This is a genomic window from Bacillus sp. FSL K6-1284, from assembly GCF_038002625.1.
Lineage (GTDB): Bacteria > Bacillota > Bacilli > Bacillales > Bacillaceae > Bacillus > Bacillus paralicheniformis.
On record NZ_JBBOCW010000001.1, the window covers coordinates 3,330,001 to 3,356,504 of the forward strand.

A 26,504-nucleotide genomic window follows, 5' to 3' on the forward strand; every position below is an offset into this window, starting at 1 on the left:
TACCTTGAGGCTAGCCCTAAAGCTATTTCGGAGAGAACCAGCTATCTCCAGGTTCGATTGGCATTTCACCCCTACCCACACCTCATCCCCGCACTTTTCAACGTGCGTGGGTTCGGGCCTCCATTCAGTGTTACCTGAACTTCACCCTGGACATGGGTAGATCACCTGGTTTCGGGTCTACGACCACGTACTCATGCGCCCTATTCAGACTCGCTTTCGCTGCGGCTCCGTCTTTTCAAACTTAACCTTGCACGGGATCGTAACTCGCCGGTTCATTCTACAAAAGGCACGCCATCACCCGTTAACGGGCTCTGACTACTTGTAGGCACACGGTTTCAGGATCTCTTTCACTCCCCTTCCGGGGTGCTTTTCACCTTTCCCTCACGGTACTGGTTCACTATCGGTCACTAGGGAGTATTTAGCCTTGGGAGATGGTCCTCCCGGATTCCGACGGAATTTCACGTGTTCCGCCGTACTCAGGATCCACTCAGGAGAGAACGAAGTTTTGACTACAGGGCTGTTACCTCCTATGGCGGGCCTTTCCAGACCTCTTCATCTACCTCGTTCCTTTGTAACTCCGTACAGAGTGTCCTACAACCCCAAGAGGCAAGCCTCTTGGTTTGGGCTGTTCCCGTTTCGCTCGCCGCTACTCAGGGAATCGCATTTGCTTTCTCTTCCTCCGGGTACTTAGATGTTTCAGTTCCCCGGGTCTGCCTTCTCATATCCTATGAATTCAGATATGGATACTGCTCCATTACGAGCAGTGGGTTTCCCCATTCGGAAATCTCCGGATCAAAGCTTGCTTACAGCTCCCCGAAGCATATCGGTGTTCGTCCCGTCCTTCATCGGCTCCTAGTGCCAAGGCATCCACCGTGCGCCCTTTCTAACTTAACCGTTAAAAAGAATCACTACGTGATATCTTGCATTACTAATTGAATGTGATGTCTACTGTTATCTAGTTTTCAAAGAACACGTTTGAAGAATCAAATGATCCTTCAAAACTAAACAAGATCTAAACGCACCTGTCTATAAGACCGTAAGGTCTTATATTCCGTATAATATCCTTAGAAAGGAGGTGATCCAGCCGCACCTTCCGATACGGCTACCTTGTTACGACTTCACCCCAATCATCTGTCCCACCTTCGGCGGCTGGCTCCAAAAGGTTACCTCACCGACTTCGGGTGTTACAAACTCTCGTGGTGTGACGGGCGGTGTGTACAAGGCCCGGGAACGTATTCACCGCGGCATGCTGATCCGCGATTACTAGCGATTCCAGCTTCACGCAGTCGAGTTGCAGACTGCGATCCGAACTGAGAACAGATTTGTGGGATTGGCTTAGCCTCGCGGCTTCGCTGCCCTTTGTTCTGCCCATTGTAGCACGTGTGTAGCCCAGGTCATAAGGGGCATGATGATTTGACGTCATCCCCACCTTCCTCCGGTTTGTCACCGGCAGTCACCTTAGAGTGCCCAACTGAATGCTGGCAACTAAGATCAAGGGTTGCGCTCGTTGCGGGACTTAACCCAACATCTCACGACACGAGCTGACGACAACCATGCACCACCTGTCACTCTGCCCCCGAAGGGGAAGCCCTATCTCTAGGGTTGTCAGAGGATGTCAAGACCTGGTAAGGTTCTTCGCGTTGCTTCGAATTAAACCACATGCTCCACCGCTTGTGCGGGCCCCCGTCAATTCCTTTGAGTTTCAGTCTTGCGACCGTACTCCCCAGGCGGAGTGCTTAATGCGTTTGCTGCAGCACTAAAGGGCGGAAACCCTCTAACACTTAGCACTCATCGTTTACGGCGTGGACTACCAGGGTATCTAATCCTGTTCGCTCCCCACGCTTTCGCGCCTCAGCGTCAGTTACAGACCAGAGAGTCGCCTTCGCCACTGGTGTTCCTCCACATCTCTACGCATTTCACCGCTACACGTGGAATTCCACTCTCCTCTTCTGCACTCAAGTTCCCCAGTTTCCAATGACCCTCCCCGGTTGAGCCGGGGGCTTTCACATCAGACTTAAGAAACCGCCTGCGCGCGCTTTACGCCCAATAATTCCGGACAACGCTTGCCACCTACGTATTACCGCGGCTGCTGGCACGTAGTTAGCCGTGGCTTTCTGGTTAGGTACCGTCAAGGTACCGCCCTATTCGAACGGTACTTGTTCTTCCCTAACAACAGAGTTTTACGATCCGAAAACCTTCATCACTCACGCGGCGTTGCTCCGTCAGACTTTCGTCCATTGCGGAAGATTCCCTACTGCTGCCTCCCGTAGGAGTCTGGGCCGTGTCTCAGTCCCAGTGTGGCCGATCACCCTCTCAGGTCGGCTACGCATCGTCGCCTTGGTGAGCCGTTACCTCACCAACTAGCTAATGCGCCGCGGGTCCATCTGTAAGTGGTAGCTAAAAGCCACCTTTTATAATTGAACCATGCGGTTCAATCAAGCATCCGGTATTAGCCCCGGTTTCCCGGAGTTATCCCAGTCTTACAGGCAGGTTACCCACGTGTTACTCACCCGTCCGCCGCTGACATCAGGGAGCAAGCTCCCATCTGTCCGCTCGACTTGCATGTATTAGGCACGCCGCCAGCGTTCGTCCTGAGCCAGGATCAAACTCTCCATGAAGTTTGATAATGACTACGCACATTCGCATGTACGATTTATTTAATAAATTAACAGGTACGTTTTGTCTTGTTTAGTTTTCAAAGATCATTTCCGCCTCTCGAAGAAGCGACTTTACTAATATAACATTCTATCATCTTGAATGTCAACAACTTTTTTTAAAAGATTTTCGAAGTTGTTTTTATAAAGCCTCCTTTTTAGGGGCGGATATTAATATAACATCTATTTTCGTTTTGCACAATAGCTTTTTTAAAAAAATAATAATCAAATGATTTGGACTCAGATGATTCCTGATCATCTCGACCTCCGGCAGTTGACAGCATTTATTTCTTCTTACTGCTTTCTTCTATATAAAAGTATACAGCGGTCTTTAAAAATTGATTTGCTAAAGCTGCACATGGTCCAAAGCTTCGAGGATGACATTAAACTCTCCGTTATCAGCTTTTACTTGAATAAAAAGTTCCTCATTCCGGAGCTTTGTAACAGAATATATATTCTTCTCATTTTCATTCAAGCTGGTTGGCGGATAAAGATTGTGCAGCCTACCTTTTCAGCTTGGCGGTCGAATGTCTGACAACCAGTTCAGGTTTGTAGACGGTGGAATGTTCAAGCTGATTCGTGTTGCGTCCCTCAACTTTGGCAATCATCCATTTTGCCGCCTCAATCCCCATCTGCATTTTCGGATGAGTGACTGACGTCAGCTTCACTTCAGATGCCTCGCTCAAATGTGAGTTGTCATATCCGACAATCGAAATGTCTTCCGGCACTTTCAAACCGAATTCCCTCACGACATCCAACACCAAAAGCGCTATCTCGTCATTATAGCAGAATATGGCAGTCGGACGGTCTGATGAAAAAAGCCGCTTCCTGGCTTCAGCTATCGTTTTTTGTTTTTTGTTCTCTGTTGTGTACGTCACGACCATTTCAGGGTAAAACGACAAGCCGTTTTCTCTGAAAGCACGGATAAATCCTTTCATCCGGTTGGCGCCCTGCATATCGTCCTGTTTAAAGAAACCGAACACTTTTTCATGGCCGAGTTTAATCAAATGCTCAGTGGCGATAAAGCCGCCGTGTTCATCATCCAAAATGAAATGGGGTGGATTTAGCTCCTGATAAAATTGGTTGATCATCAAATACGGAATATGATGTTGTTCAAGCGTCAGATAGTAACTTAAATTCGGGTTAAAGCTTCCTGTTTTCGTCGGCTCCACGATCAACCCAGCAATTTTTTTATCGAGCATATTCACAAGGCATTGTTTTTCTTTTTCAATGTCATTATTGGTGCTCGCGACGACAAGGGTGTATCCTTCGCTGGACAGTGACGATTCGATTCCTCTTATAATAGAAGGAAAAATGTAATCCGAAAGGTAAGTCGTAATAACCCCGATCATCTTATTTCTTTCCCTTCCTTTTTCAGAAAGCTGAAGACGGTGAGAGCAATACGTCCCTGAGCCCTGCTCTCTGTATAAAAGCCCTTCATGAACAAGGTCGCCAATCGCTTGCCGGATCGTGTGCCTGCTTACATCAAATATTTTCATCAATTCGTTTTCCGAATGAATTTTTTCCCCCGGCTTCACTTTGCCTTCATATATCCACGATTTAATTTTATTTTTCACCATGCTGTATTTTGTAGGTTCACTCATCAGATCAACCCTTTACTGATCTTGTACGTACGAATACGTTCTATTATAAAGGAAAAGATGTTTGCATTGCTACATATTGGAGAAATTAAGCAAAATTTTTCGAAAAATCAGCTTGTCGTCCGTTTCTTTTTTTAGTATAGTAGAATATAACTAAATAACTTGATGACCACAAGGGGAGCCTCGAGGCTGAGAGTGAACGACCGTTCTGACCCTTTGAACCTGTTAGTTAACGCTGGCGTAGGGATGTGGCAAAGTCATTTCTAATTGCATCCAAAGCAGTGCGTGGAAAACTTTCCTACTCCTTCCCCGCATTGCTTTTTTTATTGGGAAAGAAGTCCAGTATCCCTTTGTTCATCAAAAGTGAGGGTTATGATGAATCAATCTAAACAACTTGTACAGCTGATTGAAATTGCGTTTATGACAGGAATAGCACTTATACTTGATATGGTGTCCGGAATGTTTTTAAAAATGCCTCAAGGCGGTTCAATCGCAGTCATGATGATTCCGATCTTCCTGATTTCCTTTAGATGGGGGCTGAAGGCAGGGCTGGCAACCGGGTTTTTAGCCGGATTGCTTCAGTTTGTCACTGGAGGATTTTACGTTTATCATCCTCTGCAGCTTCTTCTTGATTATTTTATCGCGCCTACGGCCGCGGGTATCGGCGGCTTTTTTGCCGGATCGATCAGAAACGCTTCAATCGAGAAACAAAAAGGAAAGATCATTTTCTATGTTACGCTGGCCGTCTTTCTCGGAAGCGGACTGAAATTTCTCGCTCATGTCATCAGCGGCGCTGTCTTTTTTGGAAACTATGCGCCTGAAGGCACTCCGGTATGGATTTATTCCTTGGTATATAATGGAACATATATGCTTCCGTCTTTCATTGTCTGCACAATTGTCCTTTGTTTACTGCTGCTAACCGCGCCAAAACTCCTGGAAAACAGATCAGACATGAGATAGCATAAAAAAACAGCGGACTCGCCTGAGATTCCGCTGTTTTTTTATGATTTAATCAAATCTGCGACCAATATATACCGCTCCGGTGCTGAACCGATAAAGTCAAAAGGATAGCAGGTGGAAACCGTCAATGTTGCTCTCGGCTTTGGTACAATCACCGTCCGGTCATCCGCATCCACGATCCGCACCTTTTTCACTTTGTATGTAAAAGTTCCGTAGGAAGCTTCAACAATTAACTGATCGCCCTTCCCCACTCGGCCGAGTTTTCGGAAAACCGTATCCCGGTGGCCTGATAAAACCGAGTTGTCATCTTCTCCAGGCAGAACGGAACCAGCGAAATGGCCCACGCCTTTTTGCAGCTCGTCTTCATCTGTCCCGTGATATATAGGAATCCTTGCATTGATTTTCGGAATGACAAGATCGCCGATTTTCTCCCCGGTTTCAAATGTTTGATCAATCACCGTTTTTTCTTTTTTCGCCGTCTGAATCGGAGGTCTTTCAGGCTTTTCTTCTTCTTTCATCTGCTGAAATGAAAAAAGAGCGTAGCCGTGCATTAACTTGAACACATTCGTTGTTGTAAAATAAGCGCCGCACACAACCATCACAATAGCTGCGAGCCAGATGATTTTTTTTCGATGTGCCTTAATTTCCTTTCACTCCTTTATAAAAACTTCCCATTCTCTACATAATTAGAATGGGAAGTGACATGTTAAGCCGCTTTGCGAAGCCTTCTGATCATGAAGAATCCGCCAAACATCAGAACGGCGCCTAAGATCGACCATTCCGCGTAATGCCCGGCTGTCTTTGGAAGCTTTGCACCTTTAACCGTCTTTTTCACATGAGATGGCTTTGAATCATGTTTGACAGCCGTTTGGGTTTGCTTCACTTTTGACCCTGTATCATGAATTAAATCAGATCCGATCATGTCAGGCGTCAGCAATACATCCAAAATGAAGTTGCCTTGCAGATCGTATACTTCCACCAGAAGGCTTGCTCCCTTCAGATCTTCCGCGCTGACAAGCGTTGTCAAAGACACTTCTTTTTTCTTTCCGTCTTTAACAAGATAGTATTTTGTTTTCACTTCAAGCGTCTTCTGAAGATCGTTTAAAATGGATAGCATTTCAGCGATATCCTGAGCTGACAGCTCTGATAGAGACTCGAAATCGGCTACCGCTTCAAGACGTTCTCCAAGAGCCATCAAATCATTTTCAAGGTTTGGATTTTTATCGCGCACCTTTCGGAGATGATTCACGAGCCTTTCCCACTCCTGATCATCCACACCCAATTCTTGAAACAGGTTCCCGATCTGAAAATCGTCTTCTTCATATGTCACAGTGAAAAGCGCATCATCCAATTCGTATTCAAACATAAACACGTCGAGAATGTTTTGGCCGCTTTCCATATAGCCATTTTCAACAAAAAGGTCAGCCGCTTCTTTTTCGCTCAATCCGTATTCTTTTAAATAGGATGCCAAAAGTTGATTAGTCAGTCTTTCCCCTAAAAAATCTTTCAACTCTTCCACCGACTCAAAATCTTTTAAACTTTCATCATATGTATCCTGTAAATAAGCTTCCAATTCTTTTTCTGTCATTCCTATTTCTTCAAGATACTCTTGAAGCTCGGCCTGTTTCGGCGCGGCAAAAGCACCAGCTGCCGGCACTAAAACCAGGATGCAGACCAATAGTGACATCAGCCTTTTTTTCATTTCTTATGACCCCCTAAATTTATCTTTCATTTTGATTATAGTGGAAATATTTTTAAAAACATGTATTGTAATTGAAAATCTTTTCGTCTATAATATTTTGTTCTTTTTCCTGTTTAAACAGGCATAATCTTCCCCTCTATTGAATGTAATATAGTAAAGCGAATAGAGGAGGTATGCAAATGAACCCTTACTATATGATGCTCTTATGTTACGTCCTATCGATCATCCACTTTTTAATAGGCTACCGGGAAGCCCTGAAAATAAGCGGAGCTGACGGGCTGGTCAACGGAACCGCAATGATCTCCTGTATTCCGCTTGGCGCGGTTTTCGCTTTTTTCGCGCACTTTTTTTGGAAAATGACGATTTAATTTCAGAAATGAACTTTTCACCGGCGAACTTGCATTTCAGCGTTATTCACAGACGGCAGCAGTTTATGCTATGATTAATAGAACTTCAATTTACAAAAAATTCACAAAGATTGGAGGGAAGAGAATGGCCAAAGCCGTGGCTTCACAAGAAGTCGCCAATATGCTCAACGACTGGTACATACTGATGAAAAAAAGAGACATTTCAGGCTCAATCGAAATGAAAGATGACATAGATAAAGCAATTGAAAAAATGGAAGAAGATCATGACGTTCTACTCTATTATCAAATGCTCGATTTTCGCTTAAGGCTCCTTCTTGAAGATATCTCCCAATCTTCCACCGAAAAATTGGAGGCCATCAGTTTTCAAGACAAAGATCCAAAAAGTACGGACGACAAGCTGAATTATTATTTTTACCTGTTTAAAGGGATTTATGAGGACTACAAGCAAAACCATACAGAAGCGCTCAATTTTTTCAGAATAGCGGAAAAAAGACTGAGCGTCATTCAAAATGAAATTGAAAAAGCTGAATTTCATTATAAAATCGGTGTTTTGTATTACAACTTAAAAGCGACATGGCTGTCGATTCATCACATCAACATTGCCTCCGGCATCTTTCAAGGGTATGACGGGTATGCCAAGCGGGTCATCAACTGCAAAATGCTGATCGGGCTCAATTATATTGACCAATTTAAGTTCTCCGAAAGTGAAGTATTATTAAAAGAAGCGATCGAAAAAACCGAAAAAATCGGCGACCAATACCTTTTACCGTGTACCTACTATAATATGGGCTTTTTGAAGAGTAAGGAAGACAAGCAGGAGGAAGCGCTAAAGTATTACAATAAAGCTTTTGCAATCAAAGATTTTGAAACGAAAGCCAAGTATGCTTACCTTCTTTGCGTTTATGAAAACACAAGGTCTCTTTTCAAAACCAACGCACACAAACAAGCATTTAAATGGATCGAAGTAGGCTTTAAAAAATCCCGCGAAATGAACAGCGAAATTTTCGAATTGAAATTCAAAATTTTATATACATTATATTCTGATACACAGAATAAACTGGAAATAATCAAGGACTATGTTCACCAGTTAGAAAATGAAAAAGCCTGGGTAGATTTGGAGGAATTATTGATGGATGTAGCGAATTACTACAGGCGAGAAAAGTTATATGAAGAAGCCATATACTTTTACATTAAAACAGACAAGGCGAGCAAGCTCGCTGGAAGAGGAGGAGAATAAAATGAAAAAAGTATTATTAACAGCAGTTGTATTAGGCGCAGTTATCAGCTTTTCATTCGTAAACCATGCACCGGAAGCGGCTTCTCAAGGAGATCAGGTACTTCTGGCATCCCGGGGATCAGGAGCATAAAATATTTAAAAAAATACCCATTCAGACATCTTCTGAATGGGTATTTTGCACTTTATATTCATATTCAGGAGGGATCGATATGGGAAAGAAAGTACTGCTGACAGGTTTTGACCCCTTCGGGGGAGAAACGGTCAATCCGTCTTGGGAAACTGTAAAACGGCTGAACGGAGAAAAAGTCGAAGGCGTCTCTATCGTGGCGGAGCAGATCCCGACCGTTTTTCATCATTCAGCGGCCGTTTTGGAAAAAGCGATCGAAAAGCACCATCCCGATATCGTCATTTGTGTAGGACAAGCAGGCGGCCGGGCTCACATTACTCCAGAACGCATCGCAATCAACATCGATGACGCCCGCATTCCGGATAATGAAAAACGGGAACCGATCGATGAACCGATCGCGGCAGACGGGCCTGCAGCTTACTGGTCCGCGCTTCCGATCAAACTCGTTGTGAAAGAGTTGAGAAAAAACGGAATCCCGGCCTCCGTCTCTAATTCAGCTGGAACATTCGTATGCAACCATCTTTTTTACCAGTTAATGCACCGTATAGACCGCACCTCGGCAAACATCCGCGGAGGGTTCATCCACATTCCGTATCTCCCCGAACAAACAGTCGATAAGCACGAGCCGAGCCTCAGCCTTGAAACGATCGTCGAAGGGCTGAGGATAGCCGCCGTCGTCTCTGCCCTTCACGAAAAAGACATTCGCGAAACCGGAGGCTCGCTCAGCTGAAACCGAAGTCGCCTCAAGGCGGCTCTCCGGATTCGCACACTTCCGGATTCTTGTACATCCCTGTGTGTTTTTCTTTTAAAAAAGTAAACACTATAAGAAAAACAGATAAAAGGGTGAATACGGATGCAGAAATCTTATGCCGTTTTCGGGCTCGGTCAGTTCGGCGGCAGTCTTGTCAAAGCCTTCCACGCAAAAGGGGCGGAAGTCTTAGGCATCGACAAATCCGAAGAAAAAGTAAACGAATATTCTGCTTATGCAACCTACACCATTTGCGCCAATGCCGTTGATGAAAATACATTGAAACAAATCGGAATACGCAACATCGATCACGCCTTTGTATCATTCGGCGATGACATTGAAGCAAGCATTCTGACTTCGCTTTTGCTGATTGAAATGGGCGTTCCCAAAGTATGGACGAAAGCGCAAAATGACTATCACCAAAAGGTTCTCCATAAAATCGGCGTCCATCGTATCATTCATCCCGAAAAAGATATGGCCAAGCGGATAGCCAGCCATATCACCTCGGAAAAGATGATCGATTTTGTTGAGCTGTCGCCAAATTACAGCATCGTCGAAATTGTGGCAACAAAAAAGCTGGACAAAAGAAGCCTGGGGGATATCGATGTACGCGCCAACTTCGGCTGCAACATCGTCGGCATAAAAAGAGACGGGCATTTCATCATCGCACCGAGCGCTGATGACTTGATATACGAAAACGATATTTTGATTGTGATCGGGCAAAACAAAGATATTGAGACCTTTGAAAAAAAGGGCGATTAACCGTGAAGTTTAAACAGATTCAATTAAGCCCGTCCCAACTGCTCGTGCTGGTGTTTTTATTTTTCATCATATTAGGAACTCTTTTATTGAAGACCCCGGCGGCGACGTCTAAACCCATAGGCTGGATTGATACGCTTTTTACATCGACATCGGCGATGACTGTTACCGGCCTAGCCGTCGTTGATACAGGCACGGATTATACGTTGTTCGGTCAGCTCATGATCCTCGTTCTCATCCAGATCGGGGGACTCGGCATCATGTCATTTGCAGTGCTCATTTTTATCATGCTCGGGAAAAAAATCGGCCTGAAAGAACGGCTGTTGATTCAACAGTCTCTCAATCAAACTTCTTTAGGCGGGATCATTAAGCTCATCAAGAGTTTGTTTATTTACTCCTTCGCAATTGAAATGCTGGCCATGCTGATACTGGCTGTCAAATGGGTACCTGAATACGGTTTCGCACGCGGCGTCTACTACAGCCTGTTCCACGCGGTTTCCGCCTTTAACAATGCGGGATTTTCTATTTGGCCGGACAGTTTAATACGGTATAAAAGCGATCCGCTCGTCAACTTGGTGATCAGTTTTTTGTTTATCATCGGCGGGATAGGGTTTACCGTATTGTCTGATCTATGGCATAAGCGGAGCTTGAAAAAGTTAAGCCTTCATTCGAAATTGATGATATACGGTACGTTTATCATCAATTTGTCAGCCATGATCTTTATTTTTCTGCTTGAGTATCAAAATCAAAAAACGCTCGGCATGCTTCCGCCAGCTGAAAAACTTTGGGGCGCCTATTTTCAGGCCGTGACCCCGCGAACAGCCGGGTTTAACACGACAGATATCGGAAGCCTGCACGAAAGCACGATCACACTTTTGCTCCTTCTTATGTTTGTCGGAGCGGGGAGCGCATCCACCGGCGGAGGAATCAAGCTGACGACGTTTCTTGTCATTCTCCTGTCGGTTATCACTTTTTTAAAAGGCAAAAAACATATTTCGATAGCAAAAAAAACGCTGAAAGACCAATTGATCATTCGTTCGCTCGCTATTTCGACTATCAGTGTGCTGTTGATTTTAGCGGCTGTCTTTATTTTAAATATGACAGAACCTAAGCCGTTTTTGGCGATTTTGTTTGAAGTCGTATCAGCCTTCGGCACGGTCGGCCTGTCAATGGGGATTACGGCTGACCTGACCCCTGTCGGAAAGATACTGATTATTTTCATTATGTTTCTCGGAAAACTCGGACCGCTCACATTGGCGTTTTCCCTGGCCAGACCTGAACAGGAAAACATCCGCTATTCAAGCGAAGATATTTTGACCGGATAAGGTGCAAACTTTAAAGCGCCTTATGTGTCTTCCCTTTAACGGACGGGACGGTGTTTTTCCTCATGCTTTGCGAGGCCATGAACAAAATAATACCTGAAAAAATGACCGCTCCGCCGATCACCTGCGTCATCATGACGGATTCGTCTAAAATCCAATACGCCAGCGCAACCGCTCCGACAGGTTCAAATAAAATCGCCACAGAAATCATATTTGTGCTCAGCCATTTCAGCACCCAGTTAAACAGCGAGTGGCCGAGCAAAGTCGGAATGACGGCAAGCAGAAAGAAATACCCCCAATCTGACGCAGGATAAGAAAAAAAGGCGGCGCCCGAAAACAGACAGTACAGGCATAAAGTGATGGCGCTGATTCCATACACAATAAACGTGTAAACGGTCAAACTGTGGCGTTTTCTGACATGCTGGCCAAACAGCAAATATGCCGTCACAAGCGCACACGCCAATAGTGCAAGAATGTCGCCGTAGAGCGCCTGGCCGCTTACTTTGAAATCCCCCCAGCTGATGTACGCGCTTCCGCCGATCGCGAGAAGCGCACTGATGATTCCAGCGAACGACACTCTTTCTTTAAATAAAAAGTATGTACCGATAAAAGAAAAAATCGGCTGCAGCGTCACAAGAACAACCGAGCTCGCCACTGAGGTGTATTCAAGCGAACGAAACCATAAAATAAAATGAAATGCCAAAAAGAACCCCGCTGCCGCTGAAAACAGCCAGTCCTTTTTCGAAAAACTCAAGACTTCTTTTCTTTTTCCCCAGAAAAAAGGAAAGATCAGCAAAGCGGAAAAAAAGAGACGATAAAAAGCGATGATTCCAGCGTCAGCCGTTGACAGTCTGACAAAGATGGCGGAGGAAGACACAGCCAGCACCCCGACCACTAATGCGATATACGGGTACAATGTTGTTCTCAAATAAATCCTTCCTTCTATTCATTTTTCTTAAGCATATCCGATGGCGATGCGAAAATCGAGTGTTTTTTGGTTATTTTACCAGCCTGCGATATGGTACAGTAAAAACAGGAGGGGATATGATGAGCATTTTTAATGAAGCGAGAAAAGAACTTTGGAGCGAGATTCAAGGCCTGTCAGACGAAACGCTGAATAAAAGGCCCTCGGAGGACGAATGGAGCATTCAAGAAGTGATCGACCACCTGAAAAAAATCGACCTGATGGCACTTCAAATCCTAAAGGAACAAATCAAGCATGCACCGGTCAAAACAATCGAAGATAAACCGGTGCATCAGTCGGAAGACAGAAGCTCCAAACGAAAGGCGCCCCCATATGCAGAGCCTGAAAGAAAAACGGCGGATGCTTTAACCCTCAAAGCTGAGCTCGACAATGTCAGAACACAATTAACTTCAGTCATCGCCGCCTTTCATGATGAAGATTTTCAAAGGGTGCTGCCGCATCCGGTTTTCGAAGAGCTTACGGTCAGACAGTGGCTCGACTTCATCGGCCATCATGAAAGAAGACATATTAAACAGATCAAGGAAATCAAACAGAAACTATTATAATACACGGAAAGCCCCGGCTTTAGAGGCCCGGGGCTTTTCATCCGCTCAGGCAAACGACCTGGCGTCTTTCGTGGCAGCAGGCGAATACGCCCACACTTCTGCCTGGTCGCCTTGATGGATCAAGCCGGGGCGTTCGACGACGCAGACGATTCCCCTTCTTCCGATCGCATGGCGCACAAAGCGCGAAGCAAGCTTCGGTTTGTCGGGAAACTGCTCCTGAATGACTTCTCCGGGCTGAATGCACGGCTCGTTCTCACCCTCGCTCAACAGAGAGGCGCCGCTTGGAAAAACGATTCTGCTTCCTTCTCTTAATGAAGTTAAATCAGGCAGTCCGCTTAATGCGATATTAGCCCCGAGCCATTCCGGAAGGACCGCAGGAACGTTCAGCCGTCCGGCAATCTCAAGACACTCTTCGACCGAGACAATTGAAATCTGCCTCCTGTTGAAAATCTCCGTCCCTCTTTTATACATCGGCTCCCTTGCTCCCGCTTTTTTCGTCAGTCCAAAATGCAGATCACCCGGTATTCCCCCATAATCAATCACAATCTTTTCTTGTTTCTCTGTCACAAATGACGGTGTGTCCGCTATGTATACGTTCTCTGCAACAGCCGTGTGCTTTTTCCACATTCAACCCATCCCCTTTTTTCAAGATGTGATTTATTTTACAATGCATCCCTTTTTTTCTCAAATTGAGAAAGCCCGCTGTGCGTTCACACAGCGGGATTCATGCATTTCTTTATACAGTTTTCGGGGTTAGATTAAAGCAGCGTTTGTAAATCCAATTGTACGCTTTTTCGTTCAGGTCTCTCGGGTTTCCGACCGTTTGCGGATCTTTCATCGCTTCTTTTGAAAGGCGGTCGATCATGTCAGGTGATACGCCTTGCTCTTCAAGACTAGGAATCTCCAAGTCTTCCACAAGCTGATACATCCAGTTCACTGCAGCTTTAGCCGCTTCCACTGTAGACATGCCGCTTGTGTCAATGCCGAACGCTTTTGCAATGCGGGCAAATTTTTCAGGGTAGCCTTTCCAGTTGTATTCCATTACAGGACCCATCATCGCCGCCACACATTGGCCGTGCGCGACAGGAATGATTCCTCCGAGCGTCTGGCTCATCGCGTGAGCAGCGCCTGCAGATTCGCTTCCGTAAGAAAGACCTGCAAGCATAGCCGCCTGCGCCATGCCGTATCTCGCTTCAAGATCTTCCCCATCGGCAAACGCTCTGCGGATGTAATGTGCGCCGTATTCGATGGCAAGAAGGGCCACCGCGTCAGTTATCGGCTGAGCAAATTTCATCGTATAGCACTCGATGGCGTGAGCCAAAGCGTCAACGCCGGTCATCGCTGTGACGTGCGGAGGCATTGATACATGCAATTCAGGATCGATAACTGTCAAGTGAGCAGCAATCAGCGGGCCGCCCGTATTGAATTTAAATTCACGCTCTTCATCTGTGATAACCGCCCATTGTGTAACTTCTGAGCCGGTTCCGGCAGTCGTCGGGATCGTTGTAAGCGGAGGAATCCGGTTTTCAAGAGGCTTCTTTCCTTCTGCCGCTTCATAGTCAAGAACCGAGCCTTCATGAGTGGCTTCGACTCCGATCGCTTTCGCCGTATCCATTGAGCTTCCGCCGCCGACTGCTACAAGGCCGTCGCAGTTTTCTTCAGCATACAGTTTGGAACCTTCAGCGACAAGACGGACAGGCGGATTCGGCTCGACTTTATTAAAGACGACAACTTCAACGCCTGCTTCCTGAAGGGATTCAACGACCGGGTTTGTTACACCTGCTTTGTAGATGCCGGGGTCTGTGACAAGCAGCGCTTTTGAAACGCCAAGTTTTTTCACTTCTTCGCCCACATGTTTAACGGCTCCGATTCCGTGCTTAATGACGGTCGGGATTTCAAACGTGTGGAATTTGTTCATCGCTTCTACTTTCATATTTAAAGTCATGAATCATTTCCTCCTTCTTATGCTTTAAACCAATTGACAGCCGCCGGTTTCGTATTGCGGTAGACGTGCTTCACTTCCGTGTATTCTTCAAGGCCCATGCGGCCAAGCTCGCGGCCGATGCCTGACTGCTTGTAACCTCCCCAAGGCGCTTGTGCGAAATACGGGTGGAAATCATTGATCCAGACGGTTCCCATGCGCAGTTTGGAAGCGACGCGTTCCGCTTTTTCGATGTCTTTTGACCAAACGGCGCCGGCTAAGCCGTAAATCGTATCGTTTGCAAGTGAGACCACTTCTTCTTCTGTTTTGAATGATTCAACTGTTAATACAGGACCGAATACTTCTTCCTGAACGATTCTCATATCTGATGTACAGCCCGAGAAGATCGTCGGCAGATAGAAGAATCCATTTGCAAGTTCAGGGTCCTCCGGACGCTTTCCGCCTGTTTCCAGCTTGGCGCCTTCTTGCAGGCCGATTTCCACATATTTTTCAACTTTGCTGCGGTGTTCAGCTGAAATGAGCGGACCGCTCTGTGTCTCCTCGTGGAATCCGTTGCCGAGCTTGATTTTTTTCGCACGTTTGACAAGCTCTGCGACAAACTCGTCATGAATGGATTTTTCAACGAGAAGACGAGCACCCGCGGAGCAAACCTGTCCTGCGTGGAAGAATACCGCATTCAGCGCCTGGTCAACCGCTACGTCAAAATCTGCGTCTTTAAACACAATATTCGGATTTTTCCCGCCAAGCTCAAGCGCAATTTTTTTCACATTCGTACTTGCAGCCTGCATGATTTTCTTTCCGGTTTCAATTCCGCCGGTGAAAGAAATTAAGTCGACGTCTGTATTTCTGGCAAGTTCATCGCCGACAGTGGCCCCGGGGCCGAGAACAAGGTTGGCAACCCCTTTAGGCACACCGGCTTCTTCCATCAGCTTGAAGATCTTAATGGTTGTCAACGGTGTGATTTCACTTGGTTTGACAACGATTGTGTTGCCCGCCGCCAAAGCCGGAGCGATTTTCCAGCTTGCCTGCAGGAGCGGATAATTCCATGGGGTGATCTGCCCGCAGACACCGACCGGCTCCCTGACAATTTCGCTTTTAGAATCGGGAATCGGTGAAGAAATGACTTCTCCGCCATCTTTATCCGCAAGCCCAGCATAATATTGAAATACGTTTGCAATATCATCCATATCGGCTCTGCTTTCTTCAAGCGTCTTGCCGGTATCAAGCGATTCAAGTTCTGCCAGCTCTTCGTGGTCGCGTCTGATCAATTCCGCAATCTTTAATACAATGTTGCCTCGTTCAAGACCCGGCGTATTCGCCCACTCGCCGTCATCAAATGCGCGGCGCGCTGCGGCAATCGCCCGAACAGCGTCTTCTCTGTCTCCTTCACTGACGGTTTCAATATGCTCTTGATTGTAAGGATTGATAATTTGGCGAGTCTCGCCTTTTTTGGCGCCCACCCACTTTCCGTCAATGAAAAGTGTTTGACTCATAAAAGCAGCCTCCTCATTACGCAAAGTTTGTTAAATAAAAATTTAACGTTTTGAACACTTTGAATTTATCATGCGCCATTTTTTGTGTCAAAGGGAATCAGTCTGATTATTTTTTTTGAATTTTATGTGAATGCAGAGCTCACATGGGCTGAGGCCGTTTGAAAAAAAAATTTGATTTTGACATTTGAATTTCTTTCGTTAAGATAAAGAACATACAGAAATAACTTAACAAACTTAACGCGGATTTCAGATCAATCCCCGATTTTTCGGGGGGCATTGAATCTGCAATGCTGATGTTCCGCTCCTGTGAAAGGAGGCAAGTTATGGACAATCCCCGTGATCTTTCAGCAAAAGAAGCGATCGCACAGGCAAAGGATCTTGTCATTGATTCAATCGCAGAAACAATGGATCTGTACGGCATTACCCGGAGTGCGGGTATTTTGTACGGAACCATGTACCTATCGGATGAAATGACACTGGACGAGATGCGGGAAGAACTGCAAATGAGCAAGCCCAGCATGAGCACAGGCGTAAAAAAACTCCAAGACTTAAACGTCGTCAAAAAGACATTCCATAGAGGAAGAAGAAAACACAGCTTTGTTGCTGAAAAGGATTTCTTCAAATTTTTCACAAGCTTTTTCCCGCAAAAATGGGAAAGGGAAGTCAAAGTGAATCTCATGGCCATTCAAGACGCTCAAAAAGCATTGGAGGACATCGTCGAAAGCGATGGGCTTGACGAAAGTATAAAAGAAGAAGCGAGAACTCTTTATGACCAGTTGGAACAGTCAAAACCGTATTATGACTGGCTGCTGAGACTCGCGAAATCTGTCCAATCCGGAGAGATTTTTGAGTTTATACCGATTGATAACAAGGAATAAAAAGGTTTTATCCGCTCTGAAGTCAGCAGTTTGCATACTTCCCAGAGTGGCGCAAAACCTTTTTTCATATTTTAATTTCAAGAAAATTCGAAAAATCATTACCGGAGGCGATGTGCATACATGAATTATGCTGAGAAGAAAAAAAACTGGATCAAATTAGGTATTTTTGTGTTGTTTGCGGGAGGCTTACTCGCGTATATCGGCATTTCGAATGCAGACATTCATTGGGGCGGCTTTATCTCCATGATGATATTCTTTGCTTTCACCTATTATTTAGGCGCTTTTTACGCAGCAAAGAAATCAAATTCTTTTTCTGATATGATCGTGGCAAAAAGGAGCATGCCGTTTTTCGTCGGAATGGTGACGATGGCCGCAACATGGGTCGGCGGCGGATATATTAACGGAACGGCCGAATCGGCTTACAGCGACGGTCTCATCTGGGCCCAGGCACCCTGGGGCTACGCATTAAGCCTGATTATCGGCGGTATTTTCTTCGCCAGAAAAATGCGCCGTCATCAATTTATGACCATTATCGATCCTCTCGAACAGCGCTTCGGTAAGCGGATGGCCGGTGTTTTATATATACCGGCGCTGTTAGGAGAATTGTTTTGGAGCGCCGCGATCTTAACGGCATTGGGCACGACTTTCGGAATGATTCTGAATATCGATTTCCAAACGTCGATTATTCTTTCGGCGATGATCGCCATCGCTTATACGGTGGCCGGAGGCATGTGGGCAGTCGCTTTCACAGATGTCTTCCAAATGATCATCATTTTGCTCGGGCTGTTTTTAGTCGTCCCATTTGTGTTGTCAAATGTCGGTTCATTCGATATCGTATGGGCAAATTACAGGCACGATTTCGGAAGCAGCGCCAATCTGTTTCCGCCGTTGGACGGCTGGAAAAATCCTGAATGGGGAAACCTGTTTTGGAACTGGTGGGATAATGCGCTCCTCTTAATTTTCGGTGGTATCGCATGGCAGGTGTACTTTCAGCGCGTTCTTTCGGCAAAATCGGAAAACGCCGCCATGTGGCAGTCGATTATTGCCGGAGTGATCTGTATCATTGCCGCCATTCCGTGCGTGATCATCGGAGCTGCCGGAAACAGTGCGGATTGGAGCCTGTTCGGAGCGAGCGCTCCGGATAACCCGGCGATGATTTTGCCGCAAACGCTTGCGTATTTAACGCCGGGAATTATCGCTGGCATCGGTTTGGGTGCAATTGCAGCTGCCGTTATGTCAAGCATGGACTCATCGATTCTATCGGCATCATCAATGGCCGCATGGAATATTTACCGTCCGCTGATCAAGCCGAAGGCCACCCAAAAACAGCTGCAAAAAGTCGTCAAACGCTCAATCATTTTGTTCGGCGCGGGAGCAGCGATCATCGCGCTGAATGTCAAAAGCGTTTATACTTTATGGTATTTGGCATCGGATTTAGTTTATTGCATTCTTTTTCCCCAGTTAACAATGGCCCTCTTTTATAAAAGAGCAAACCTGTACGGGTCAATTTCCGGATTTGCAGTTGCGGTCATTCTGAGGCTGGGCGGCGGTGAACCCGCATTCGGCATCCCGCCGCTTCTGCCGTATCCGATGATTGAAGACGGCACAGTCCTCTTTCCTTTCCGGACGCTGGCTGCGGTTACAGCATTTATGACGATCTTCGCTGTGTCCGAATTGACGCAGCGCAAATGCCCTCCTAAACAGCTTGTACTCCCCCAAGAAAAACAGAAAGACGATCGCGCGGCTTAAAATAGGAAAAACGCCCGGCCCCGGGCGTTTTTCTTGATTCGTGTTTAATTTTTCACGGCATGAATGTAGTGAATCGTTTCAAAGGCTGACAGATCATCTTTTCGATTTTTAAAATAACGCTCTTGAATATCCGACGGTGACAAATGCTCATAAACGAGCAGTCCGGATTGCTCCAGCATATGCTGGATTTCCTGATACGAATAGCATGACTTCATCGGTTCTCCGCCTGCCGCTGCCATTTTCACCATATTTTCCACCCTGTTGGAGAAACCTTTTTCTTTGAACAGGTTTTCATCCGCATAATCAAAAACGATCGAACTTCCTGAAGGAAGATCAGCCATTAATTGTCTCAGCAATTTTTCGGTTTCTTCCTTTGTTAAGTAGTAGGAAACGCCCAAAAAGCTAAAGAACGTTTTTTTGTTAAAATGAAAACCCTTATCAGCCAATTCTTGATAAGAAAATGCCTTGGCAAAGTCCAAAGGAATAAAATGAAGGTGGGCCGGGATGTGAAAACCTGCTTTGTCCAGCCTTTCCTTTTTCCATTTTTGTGTCGCCGGATGGTCAATTTCAAAGATATCAATTTTGCCTTTTAACTCTAGGTTCCGAAAACAAAAAGTATCCAGCCCTGCCCCAAGAATCACGTATTGTTCTGCTCCAAACCGAATCTCATGGTGCAGCACGCTTTCGCAATATGCGGCACGCGCGAGCGGCGTCGGAGAGAGCTGAATTTGTGTGACCCATTTTAATATTTCTTCATCGTCTCCCTCGTATTTTTCCGCTATATCTTTGTTGAAGAACTGTATACCTTGAATGAAACTGTTTTTAATATCAGAAAATTCTTGTTGGGAAATGAGCGTTTTGGCTAGATTGTCATCAAAAATTTTGGGTTCATCATATTGGCTGTGATAAGCTCTGCCAAAAGCCGAAATAAGAGACGTTACACTCGATTCATCTTTTTTCATGTCGTACACTCCTTCATCAAACGCAAAAAAAATAGGATTCTCCCGGCCAGGAGAATCCTATTATACACACCAATATTCAATTAGTAAATTATAGCATAAATAAATTTTTTTGTCAAGAATTTGCACTTTTCCTATTTTATCAATGATCGAGAAAACAGCCTGTGAGTATGGGAAAACTACACGTATAACAGCGGGGTCGACTTTTTAAAAATCTTGCCGTCTCTTATATAAAAACGGGGGACGCGCCAGCTTATTGTAGATACCACTTCATAATTGATCGTATCAAGCATTTCCGCAACTTCATCAACGGAAATTTCAGCTCCCTTTTGCCGGCCGTAAATCACGACTTCCTCTCCTTGTTTACCTTCGCTCTCTCCCAGACTGACCATTATCATGTCCATTGTTACTCTTCCCGCCACCGGCACCCGTCTTCCGCGGTGTAGAATAAATCCGCGATTGGAAAGTTCACGGGAATAACCGTCAGCATAGCCGACCGGAATCGTGGCAATCACTTCCCCGCGCTCCGCAACATATGTAGCCCCATAACTAACGGTCCGCGGTTCTGTCAACATGGTTTTCACATAAGCGATGCGCGCCTTCAAGCTTAGTGCAGGCACAAGCTTAACGAGATTGAGCTGCCTGATGTAATCGGAAGGATATAATCCATACATTCCGATACCTAAGCGAATCATATCAGCGCTGAATTCCGGAAAAGCGATCGCCGCGGCCGTGTTGTTCATATGCACCGTAGGCAGCTTAAAGCCTTGTTCTTTCAGAAAGCGGAGAAAGCTGATAAACTTTTCGTGTTGAATCATGGTTAGCTCAGTATCCGGTTCGTCAGCTGTGGAAAAATGCGTGAAAATCCCTTCCCATCTGAGGTTTTCACTTGCCGCCAGCGCTTCCACAATTGCTAAAAGCCTTTCTTTTGTGCGTACACCTAAACGCCCCATGCCGGTATCCACATTGATATGAACAGACAGCCGGTCAGGGGTTGCTTCTGTTTCCAATATCTCGTTCGCTTCTTTAATCCAGTCAACTTGAAATGCTGATAACGATATATTCCAAGCTGCCGCTTCTTTCACACAGCTAAGCGGGGTGAAACCGAGCACAAGGATCGGTGCGTCAATCCCCGCTTTTCGCAAAACGACCGCTTCCTCCACCGAGGCAACGGCGAGCTCACTCGCGCCGTTTTCCAGTGCATGGCGTGCCACTTCCACCGAGCCGTGACCATAAGCGTTCGCTTTTACGACAGCCATAATCTTGCTCCTCTTCGGTATATGCCGCCGAAATGCGCGCAAATTTTTTTTAATCGCATCAAGGTTTACCTCTACCCAGACTTCCCGGCAAAGCTTTTTCATCAACGCTCCCTTCTTTCTTGTCACATAGTATTCATTCATGTAGCCGTTCGAAAATTGCCCGGATGCTTTCTATCTCATTCTTATTCAGCTTCGGGCGAAATCATTCAGTCAGTAATCGTTAGCGGTGGAAGGCAAACAGCAGGAGCCCGTGCCGTGCAGACTTTAAATCGAAGGTTTTCTTCTGCTGCCAAAGGAAATGCAAATCTGTCCATCTAGTTTTTTTAAAAGCGTCTTAATAAGGCTCCGATTTTTTTCGATTTGATATATTTTAAGCGTCCCTGTCATAAATTTCGGTATACACGACCTGTGAAGGGAGCTTTTTACATGAAAAGAACAGCCGGGACTTCAGCTTGGTACAATCGCGTGCCTCATCCAATAAGACACGATGGTGCGGGCGCGACCGATTTTGGGCCCCGCGACGTAATGCGGGATTTAGAGAATCCCGACATGTTCGTTCCTCCAAAAACAGATGCCGGAGCAATCCCCAATTTAAAGTTTTCTTTTTCAGACACACATATGCAGTTAAATCATGGCGGCTGGTCGCGCGAAATAACTGTCCGGGAGCTGCCGGTATCAACGACGATTGCCGGCGTCAATATGCGGCTGACGCCAGGCGGGGTGCGCGAGCTGCATTGGCATAAGCAATCGGAATGGGCTTACATGATTTTGGGCCATGCGCGCATTACCGCCGTCGATCAGGACGGCCGAAACTTTATCGCCGATGTCGGCCCCGGGGATTTGTGGTTCTTTCCCGCCGGAATACCGCACTCGATTCAAGGGCTTGAGGATGGCTGCGAATTTCTCCTCGTTTTTGACGACGGGAACTTCTCCGAGTTCGATACCTTCACGATTACAGATTGGTTCGCACACACACCGAAAGATATTCTGGCCGCGAATTTCGGTGTACACGAAAGCGCCTTCGCCCGCATCCCCGACAAACAGCGATACATCTTCCAAGCAAAAGTGCCGGGACCGCTCGAAAACCAAAAAGTGCCCGACCCGTATGGAACCGTACCAAAAAGCTTCGCTTACAGGCTGTTTGCACAAAAGCCTATCGTAACACCCGGCGGAACGGTGCGAATTGTTGATTCTTCAAACTTTCCAATTTCGACAACGATCGCCGCCGCGCTCGTCGAAGTCAAGCCCGGCGGAATGAGGGAAATGCACTGGCATCCGAACAACGATGAATGGCAGTACTATATCACAGGAACCGGGCGAATGACAGTATTCGCGGCGAACGGGACTGCCCGCACCTTTAATTACCGGGCGGGTGATGTCGGATATGTCCCGTTTGCCATGGGACATTACATTCAAAATACAGGCAGCGAAAGCCTGTGGTTTTTAGAAATATTTAAAAGCAGCCGCTTTGCAGACATTTCATTAAATCAGTGGATGGCGCTGACTCCAAGAGAGCTGATTGAAGAGCATTTGCATGTAGAACCGGAGCTGATGAACGCTCTGCGAAAAGAAAAATGGCCAGTCGTCAAATACCGTACAGACAGATAGGCCATCAACCCGCAAAAATGGATCGCGTAAAAAAGGCAACAAAAAAACCCTTGAATGATCAAGGGTTTTAAAGATGGAGCATAGCGGGCTCGAACCGCTGACCTCTACACTGCCAGTGTAGCGCTCTCCCAGCTGAGCTAATGCCCCGTATATTTAAGACATGATTTATTATAGATGGATTTTTGGAGAAAAGCAAGCGGTTTTTGATGTGAAAAAGAAAATGCTCTGTCAGCAGGCATTTTCTTTTTCACCTAGACAAGCGCTATTGCTTTGATTTTTCAAAACAGAACTGAGTGAACCTTTCAGACAAATCCAGAATGTCATCTATCCTAGCCAAGGCAGTGATCCATTCTTCCGGGATGCTTTCCATTTGATCATACATTCCAGCCATCGTACCTGTAATAAAGGCAATTGTATCTGTGTCTTCCCCCAGGTTCACTGCTTCCAATACAGCATCAGAATAACGGTCTGAATTGAGGAAACACCACAATGCCGCTTCTAAAGAGTGCACAACATAGCCGTCTGACATGATGTTTTCTCTTTTAACACTCGCAATGTCATCATTAAGTATCCTCTTATACGAAGAAAACTCATTTTCATACTCGGTTCCTCTCAAATTCTCCACACAAGAATGGACTGCTTGTTTATACGCCTCTTTAGGAGAATGATCAAACAAGTTTATTAAGAATTCTATATAAATGATACATCCCAGCGTAGATCGGGGATGACGATGTGTAATAAATGCCCACCTTTCGATCTCAGCTTGTCTTTTTGAAAAATCTGATTCGTTCCATAGCATAAAAGCCAACGGAGATATTCTCATCAATGCTCCGTTTCCATTATCAAACTCAGACGCTCCGCCGCATTGTTCAATTGGAACGCCCCTTTTGAAGCGCTCGATTGCATCATCAGTCGCTCTGCCAATATCAAACATGCTGCCGTATGGAGTCCAGTACCCTTCCCGATACGCAGCAAACTTTTTCATCAATTCGGTCTCATCTTTTTCTTCGATCAGATTCTCCATTAAACACAAAGTGAGTGATGTATCATCTGACCATGTCCCAGGCGGTTGATTATAAGTCCCGTACCCTATCATTCCAGTGATATTTAAGTTTCTAGCTTTAAATTCCACAGGGACGCCCAGCGCATCACCGATAACCCCGCCAAGGATAGTGGAGTACAGTCTTTTTTTAAATTGTGAGATATGGTTATCATTGTTCCACTGAAACGATATTATTCTTCTTTTCATTTGGCACACCCGCTTTGTTGATTCATCTTGAAAACGCATGGAGATCGATTTCCATGCGTTTTAGTTTTATTTGCTCTTCTTTTTTTAAACCCATTCAATTAATTATTAAAATAGTCACTAACTATTCTATCTAATTTGTCGTTTCCTTTTTCATTTTCAGAAAGATATTCTATAAAAAAATTATCAATTTCTTCATTTTTAAAATGACTAATATATAAGAACAATGTTTCCAAACTATGATTTGTTGTCCACTCTTTCAATTGTCTGCGTCCTATCTTAATCGAATCCTCTATAAAATAGTCATCCTTTATTTCCATTAATAATTCTAAAATAAAGTCTCTCTCATCCTGATTCTCTCCTTGCAATATCTCGCGCATTTCATCTTGACTCATTTCTTGTATATATATATCCTTTTTTGCCCTCCAAAAATCATCTAAGGAAGTACCATCTTCCTCATAAAACATGGACCAAAATCCACTATAAGAAATAAATTTATGAGTAAGCTTATACTCATCTTCTGCTATTTTTTTTTCAACATAATTAGAATTGTTGTTTGAGACAGTTTTAAAATATTTTGCTTCATATGGAATTACACTTCCGTAATCATCCTGAATTCTAAATGAGTTATAATTAATTTCTTCATCATTTTTTTTATACTCACATTCATAAACGGAATAGATTTTGTTTTGTGTTATATCAGGTAAACTATTGTCTCTTTCTATACACTTTACTCTCATTTTAATCACCTCAGTTTAGACGGTACAAAATTGTCATCTAAATCTATAATCCAAAATAAATCCTTCGAGTCTTTTCGTAAATCTTTTGGTTTCGGGATTTTCAATTTACTATCAAATGAGCTTACTTCACCAGTTCTTGAGTTTTGATAGTAATGTATCTTTCCCTCTCCAAACTCTGTTTTATATGAATATATCGATTCCATTTTCCACCAATCACTAATGTTCGAACCATCTTTAGTCAATATATCAACTGCCTTTTGATCCCATAAGTCGGCTCCATTAATTATTTTTTTTGAGTTGCTTATTATATCACCTTTTAATAATTCCTTTTTTAGTAGTTGATATGCATATACATCAATAGAAACTGGATTATATTTTTCCGAACTATTTGTTGTCTTAGCACCAGAAGAACTACTCCCTTTGCCGACTTTCCCAGCCTCAATCTCCTTCTCAACCCGCTGAATCGAATCCTGCATCTTCGCTTTCGACGCCTTATGGGCGTCGTTGACGTGGGCGGAGTAATTGGACCCTTTTCGGACGAGGGTGCCGCCGGCTCCTGCTTCTGCACCGCGGGCAATATCGCTCAAAGCGTCGGCGCTTTTGGCGAATTGTTTTTTGATGGCGAAGCCTGCGTCGTTGAGTCGGTCTTGAGCTTTCAGCCCATTTACCTTCATGCGGTTCGCCCAGATGTTTTTGCTGTCTTTAAAAGATTGTACCATATGTTCTGTTTTGCTTGAAATTTGGCCGATTGTGGCTGCGCTTTTAAATGTACCTTTTGCCGCGGCTGCCCCCGGGATGATGTCAAGGGCGCCGAACACGCCTCTTTCAACCCTTTCGTCTGTGTTTAACTCCCGTTGTGTCATCCAGTCTTTTCCGGTTGCGGCGCTCGAAATATTGGCTCCTCCGTAGGCGACGGCCACCGTGAGACCGGCCGGTGCACAAAAGATGGTGAGCACGATGATGCCTGCACCGGCCAGAAGATCCCGCCACAATTCCTGATTCTTTTGGACATCTCCGATTGATTCGTATTCAAATCCGCGGGAAGAGGCAATCGCTTTCATGTATTCTTCATACGATAATTCGATGTCGGGGTGGTTGATCTGGAATTCTTCAAATTCTTTGCTCAGTACGTGATCAAACGATTCCGAGTCTTTGAAAATATCATTTACGCTCACTTTCGTTTTGTCGGTTTCGACCGCTTGTTTGGACATGCCGTATCCGACGTAAGTGGTTTCCTTGGAGCCGATCCGGTTCGCGGTCGTGTAATTATGTATCGTCAGTCCGCGCATTTTTTCGGCGAACGCGTCTATTTTTTTATAAAAAGGGCTGTCAATGTGATCTTCCACCAAACTGCCGGCTTTCAGGCAAAAGTCAGCTAGCTTTTGATAATCCTTAAACAGTTCCTCGATCTTGCTTTTTTTGCTTGTGTGGGTAAAGCTGATCGACCTGTCGCTGTCCTTGTCTTTGATTTTGGATTCGATATCTTCCAAGAGATCGTTGAGTTTGATAAGGCCGGCTTTCATACCGCCGCCATATGGTCCGCCCGTCAGCGCATCGAGCCCGTCTTTCATGCCCTGCCATTCTTCCGGTACGTATTTCACATCCATTTAGATGATCGCCTC

At 45.2% G+C, this 26,504-nt stretch carries 23 protein-coding genes, 1 tRNA gene, 2 rRNA genes and 1 riboswitch (1 of these 27 running past the window's edge); of the genes, 11 read left to right on the forward strand and 15 right to left on the reverse strand.

Annotated elements, in window-relative coordinates:
• The 3 genes from MHB72_RS17080 to MHB72_RS17090 form a co-directional block, all read right to left on the reverse strand.
• Positions 1–894 (reverse strand): 23S ribosomal RNA (locus MHB72_RS17080); it reaches 2,036 nt to the left of the window's first position.
• A 174-nt stretch (positions 895–1,068) separates the two neighbouring features.
• Positions 1,069–2,618: ribosomal RNA gene (locus MHB72_RS17085) — 16S ribosomal RNA — on the reverse strand.
• The 16S and 23S rRNA genes sit together here, the layout of an rRNA operon.
• Positions 2,619–3,157: 539 nt before the next feature.
• On the reverse strand, positions 3,158–4,258 hold the full coding sequence (locus MHB72_RS17090; protein WP_216919661.1) for a GntR family transcriptional regulator: 1,101 nt from the start codon (positions 4,256–4,258) through the stop codon (positions 3,158–3,160).
• Positions 4,259–4,419: 161 nt separating this feature from the next.
• Positions 4,420–4,519, forward strand: a riboswitch (TPP riboswitch).
• A 111-nt stretch (positions 4,520–4,630) separates the two neighbouring features.
• Here MHB72_RS17090 and thiT point away from each other — a divergent pair.
• On the forward strand, positions 4,631–5,215 hold the full coding sequence (gene thiT / locus MHB72_RS17095) for an energy-coupled thiamine transporter ThiT (protein ID WP_101561540.1): 585 nt from the start codon (positions 4,631–4,633) through the stop codon (positions 5,213–5,215).
• Between the two features lie 41 nt (positions 5,216–5,256).
• On the opposite strand, the gene MHB72_RS17100 is transcribed toward thiT, so the two are convergent.
• Positions 5,257–5,814 (reverse strand): class D sortase, encoded by a 558-nt coding sequence (locus MHB72_RS17100; protein WP_101561539.1) that lies wholly within the window; start codon positions 5,812–5,814, stop codon positions 5,257–5,259.
• Between the two features lie 107 nt (positions 5,815–5,921).
• Complete coding sequence (locus MHB72_RS17105; RefSeq protein ID WP_216919659.1) at positions 5,922–6,917, reverse strand: processed acidic surface protein; 996 nt, start codon at positions 6,915–6,917, stop codon at positions 5,922–5,924.
• Positions 6,918–7,096: 179 nt separating this feature from the next.
• Between MHB72_RS17105 and MHB72_RS17110 the strand changes: the two genes are divergently transcribed.
• The 6 genes from MHB72_RS17110 (at position 7,097) to MHB72_RS17135 (ending at position 11,481) form a co-directional block, all read left to right on the forward strand.
• Positions 7,097–7,285 (forward strand): hypothetical protein, encoded by a 189-nt coding sequence (locus MHB72_RS17110; RefSeq protein ID WP_003184678.1) that lies wholly within the window; start codon positions 7,097–7,099, stop codon positions 7,283–7,285.
• A 124-nt stretch (positions 7,286–7,409) separates the two neighbouring features.
• Complete coding sequence (locus MHB72_RS17115) at positions 7,410–8,522, forward strand: response regulator aspartate phosphatase (RefSeq protein WP_065643909.1); 1,113 nt, start codon at positions 7,410–7,412, stop codon at positions 8,520–8,522.
• Position 8,523: 1 nt separating this feature from the next.
• Positions 8,524–8,652: a hypothetical protein gene (locus tag MHB72_RS17120; protein WP_023856006.1), complete on the forward strand. Its 129-nt coding sequence runs from the start codon at positions 8,524–8,526 to the stop codon at positions 8,650–8,652.
• 79 nt (positions 8,653–8,731) lie between these two features.
• Positions 8,732–9,379 (forward strand): pyroglutamyl-peptidase I, encoded by a 648-nt coding sequence (gene pcp / locus MHB72_RS17125; protein WP_216919657.1) that lies wholly within the window; start codon positions 8,732–8,734, stop codon positions 9,377–9,379.
• A gap of 123 nt (positions 9,380–9,502) precedes the next feature.
• Positions 9,503–10,159 (forward strand): potassium channel family protein, encoded by a 657-nt coding sequence (locus tag MHB72_RS17130; RefSeq protein ID WP_020452710.1) that lies wholly within the window; start codon positions 9,503–9,505, stop codon positions 10,157–10,159.
• Positions 10,160–10,161: 2 nt separating this feature from the next.
• On the forward strand, positions 10,162–11,481 hold the full coding sequence (locus MHB72_RS17135) for a TrkH family potassium uptake protein (RefSeq protein ID WP_023856008.1): 1,320 nt from the start codon (positions 10,162–10,164) through the stop codon (positions 11,479–11,481).
• A gap of 10 nt (positions 11,482–11,491) precedes the next feature.
• Here MHB72_RS17135 and MHB72_RS17140 read toward each other — a convergent pair whose 3' ends face one another.
• Positions 11,492–12,406 carry a DMT family transporter gene (locus MHB72_RS17140; protein ID WP_020452711.1) on the reverse strand — a complete coding sequence of 305 codons (915 nt, stop codon included), beginning with the start codon at positions 12,404–12,406 and terminating at the stop codon, positions 11,492–11,494.
• Positions 12,407–12,522: 116 nt separating this feature from the next.
• On the opposite strand from MHB72_RS17140, the gene MHB72_RS17145 reads away from it, so the two are divergent.
• The gene (locus MHB72_RS17145; RefSeq protein ID WP_033155020.1) at positions 12,523–13,008 is read left to right on the forward strand and encodes a DinB family protein; all 486 of its coding nucleotides are present in this window, start codon (positions 12,523–12,525) and stop codon (positions 13,006–13,008) included.
• 45 nt (positions 13,009–13,053) lie between these two features.
• On the opposite strand, the gene MHB72_RS17150 is transcribed toward MHB72_RS17145, so the two are convergent.
• The 3 genes from MHB72_RS17150 to betB form a co-directional block, all read right to left on the reverse strand.
• Positions 13,054–13,635: an MOSC domain-containing protein gene (locus MHB72_RS17150; protein ID WP_020452713.1), complete on the reverse strand. Its 582-nt coding sequence runs from the start codon at positions 13,633–13,635 to the stop codon at positions 13,054–13,056.
• A 109-nt stretch (positions 13,636–13,744) separates the two neighbouring features.
• Positions 13,745–14,953 (reverse strand): iron-containing alcohol dehydrogenase, encoded by a 1,209-nt coding sequence (locus MHB72_RS17155; protein ID WP_020452714.1) that lies wholly within the window; start codon positions 14,951–14,953, stop codon positions 13,745–13,747.
• A gap of 17 nt (positions 14,954–14,970) precedes the next feature.
• Complete coding sequence (gene betB, locus MHB72_RS17160) at positions 14,971–16,443, reverse strand: betaine-aldehyde dehydrogenase (protein WP_020452715.1); 1,473 nt, start codon at positions 16,441–16,443, stop codon at positions 14,971–14,973.
• Positions 16,444–16,766: 323 nt separating this feature from the next.
• Between betB and cudC the strand changes: the two genes are divergently transcribed.
• Positions 16,767–17,321, forward strand: a complete 555-nt coding sequence (cudC, locus tag MHB72_RS17165; RefSeq protein ID WP_216919655.1) for a choline uptake/conversion transcriptional regulator CudC — start codon at positions 16,767–16,769, stop codon at positions 17,319–17,321.
• Between the two features lie 120 nt (positions 17,322–17,441).
• A complete protein-coding gene (locus tag MHB72_RS17170; RefSeq protein ID WP_023856014.1) occupies positions 17,442–19,070 on the forward strand; it encodes a sodium:solute symporter family protein in 1,629 nt (542 codons plus the stop codon).
• A 44-nt stretch (positions 19,071–19,114) separates the two neighbouring features.
• Here MHB72_RS17170 and MHB72_RS17175 read toward each other — a convergent pair whose 3' ends face one another.
• Both MHB72_RS17175 and alr read right to left on the reverse strand, forming a co-directional pair.
• Positions 19,115–20,032 (reverse strand): class I SAM-dependent methyltransferase, encoded by a 918-nt coding sequence (locus tag MHB72_RS17175; protein ID WP_023856015.1) that lies wholly within the window; start codon positions 20,030–20,032, stop codon positions 19,115–19,117.
• Positions 20,033–20,208: 176 nt separating this feature from the next.
• Positions 20,209–21,390, reverse strand: coding sequence for an alanine racemase (gene alr / locus MHB72_RS17180; RefSeq protein ID WP_020452719.1), 1,182 nt, complete (start codon positions 21,388–21,390; stop codon positions 20,209–20,211).
• A gap of 324 nt (positions 21,391–21,714) precedes the next feature.
• On the opposite strand from alr, the gene MHB72_RS17185 reads away from it, so the two are divergent.
• Positions 21,715–22,896: an oxalate decarboxylase family bicupin gene (locus tag MHB72_RS17185; protein WP_216919653.1), complete on the forward strand. Its 1,182-nt coding sequence runs from the start codon at positions 21,715–21,717 to the stop codon at positions 22,894–22,896.
• A gap of 74 nt (positions 22,897–22,970) precedes the next feature.
• On the opposite strand, the gene MHB72_RS17190 is transcribed toward MHB72_RS17185, so the two are convergent.
• From MHB72_RS17190 to MHB72_RS17205, 4 genes are all read right to left on the reverse strand, one after another.
• Positions 22,971–23,043: transfer RNA gene (locus MHB72_RS17190), tRNA-Ala, on the reverse strand.
• A gap of 115 nt (positions 23,044–23,158) precedes the next feature.
• Positions 23,159–24,145, reverse strand: coding sequence for an ADP-ribosylglycohydrolase family protein (locus MHB72_RS17195; RefSeq protein ID WP_216919651.1), 987 nt, complete (start codon positions 24,143–24,145; stop codon positions 23,159–23,161).
• A 98-nt stretch (positions 24,146–24,243) separates the two neighbouring features.
• A complete protein-coding gene (locus MHB72_RS17200) occupies positions 24,244–24,882 on the reverse strand; it encodes a hypothetical protein (protein WP_101561531.1) in 639 nt (212 codons plus the stop codon).
• 5 nt (positions 24,883–24,887) lie between these two features.
• On the reverse strand, positions 24,888–26,489 hold the full coding sequence (locus MHB72_RS17205) for a hypothetical protein (protein WP_254121916.1): 1,602 nt from the start codon (positions 26,487–26,489) through the stop codon (positions 24,888–24,890).
• Positions 26,490–26,504 lie beyond the last annotated feature (15 nt).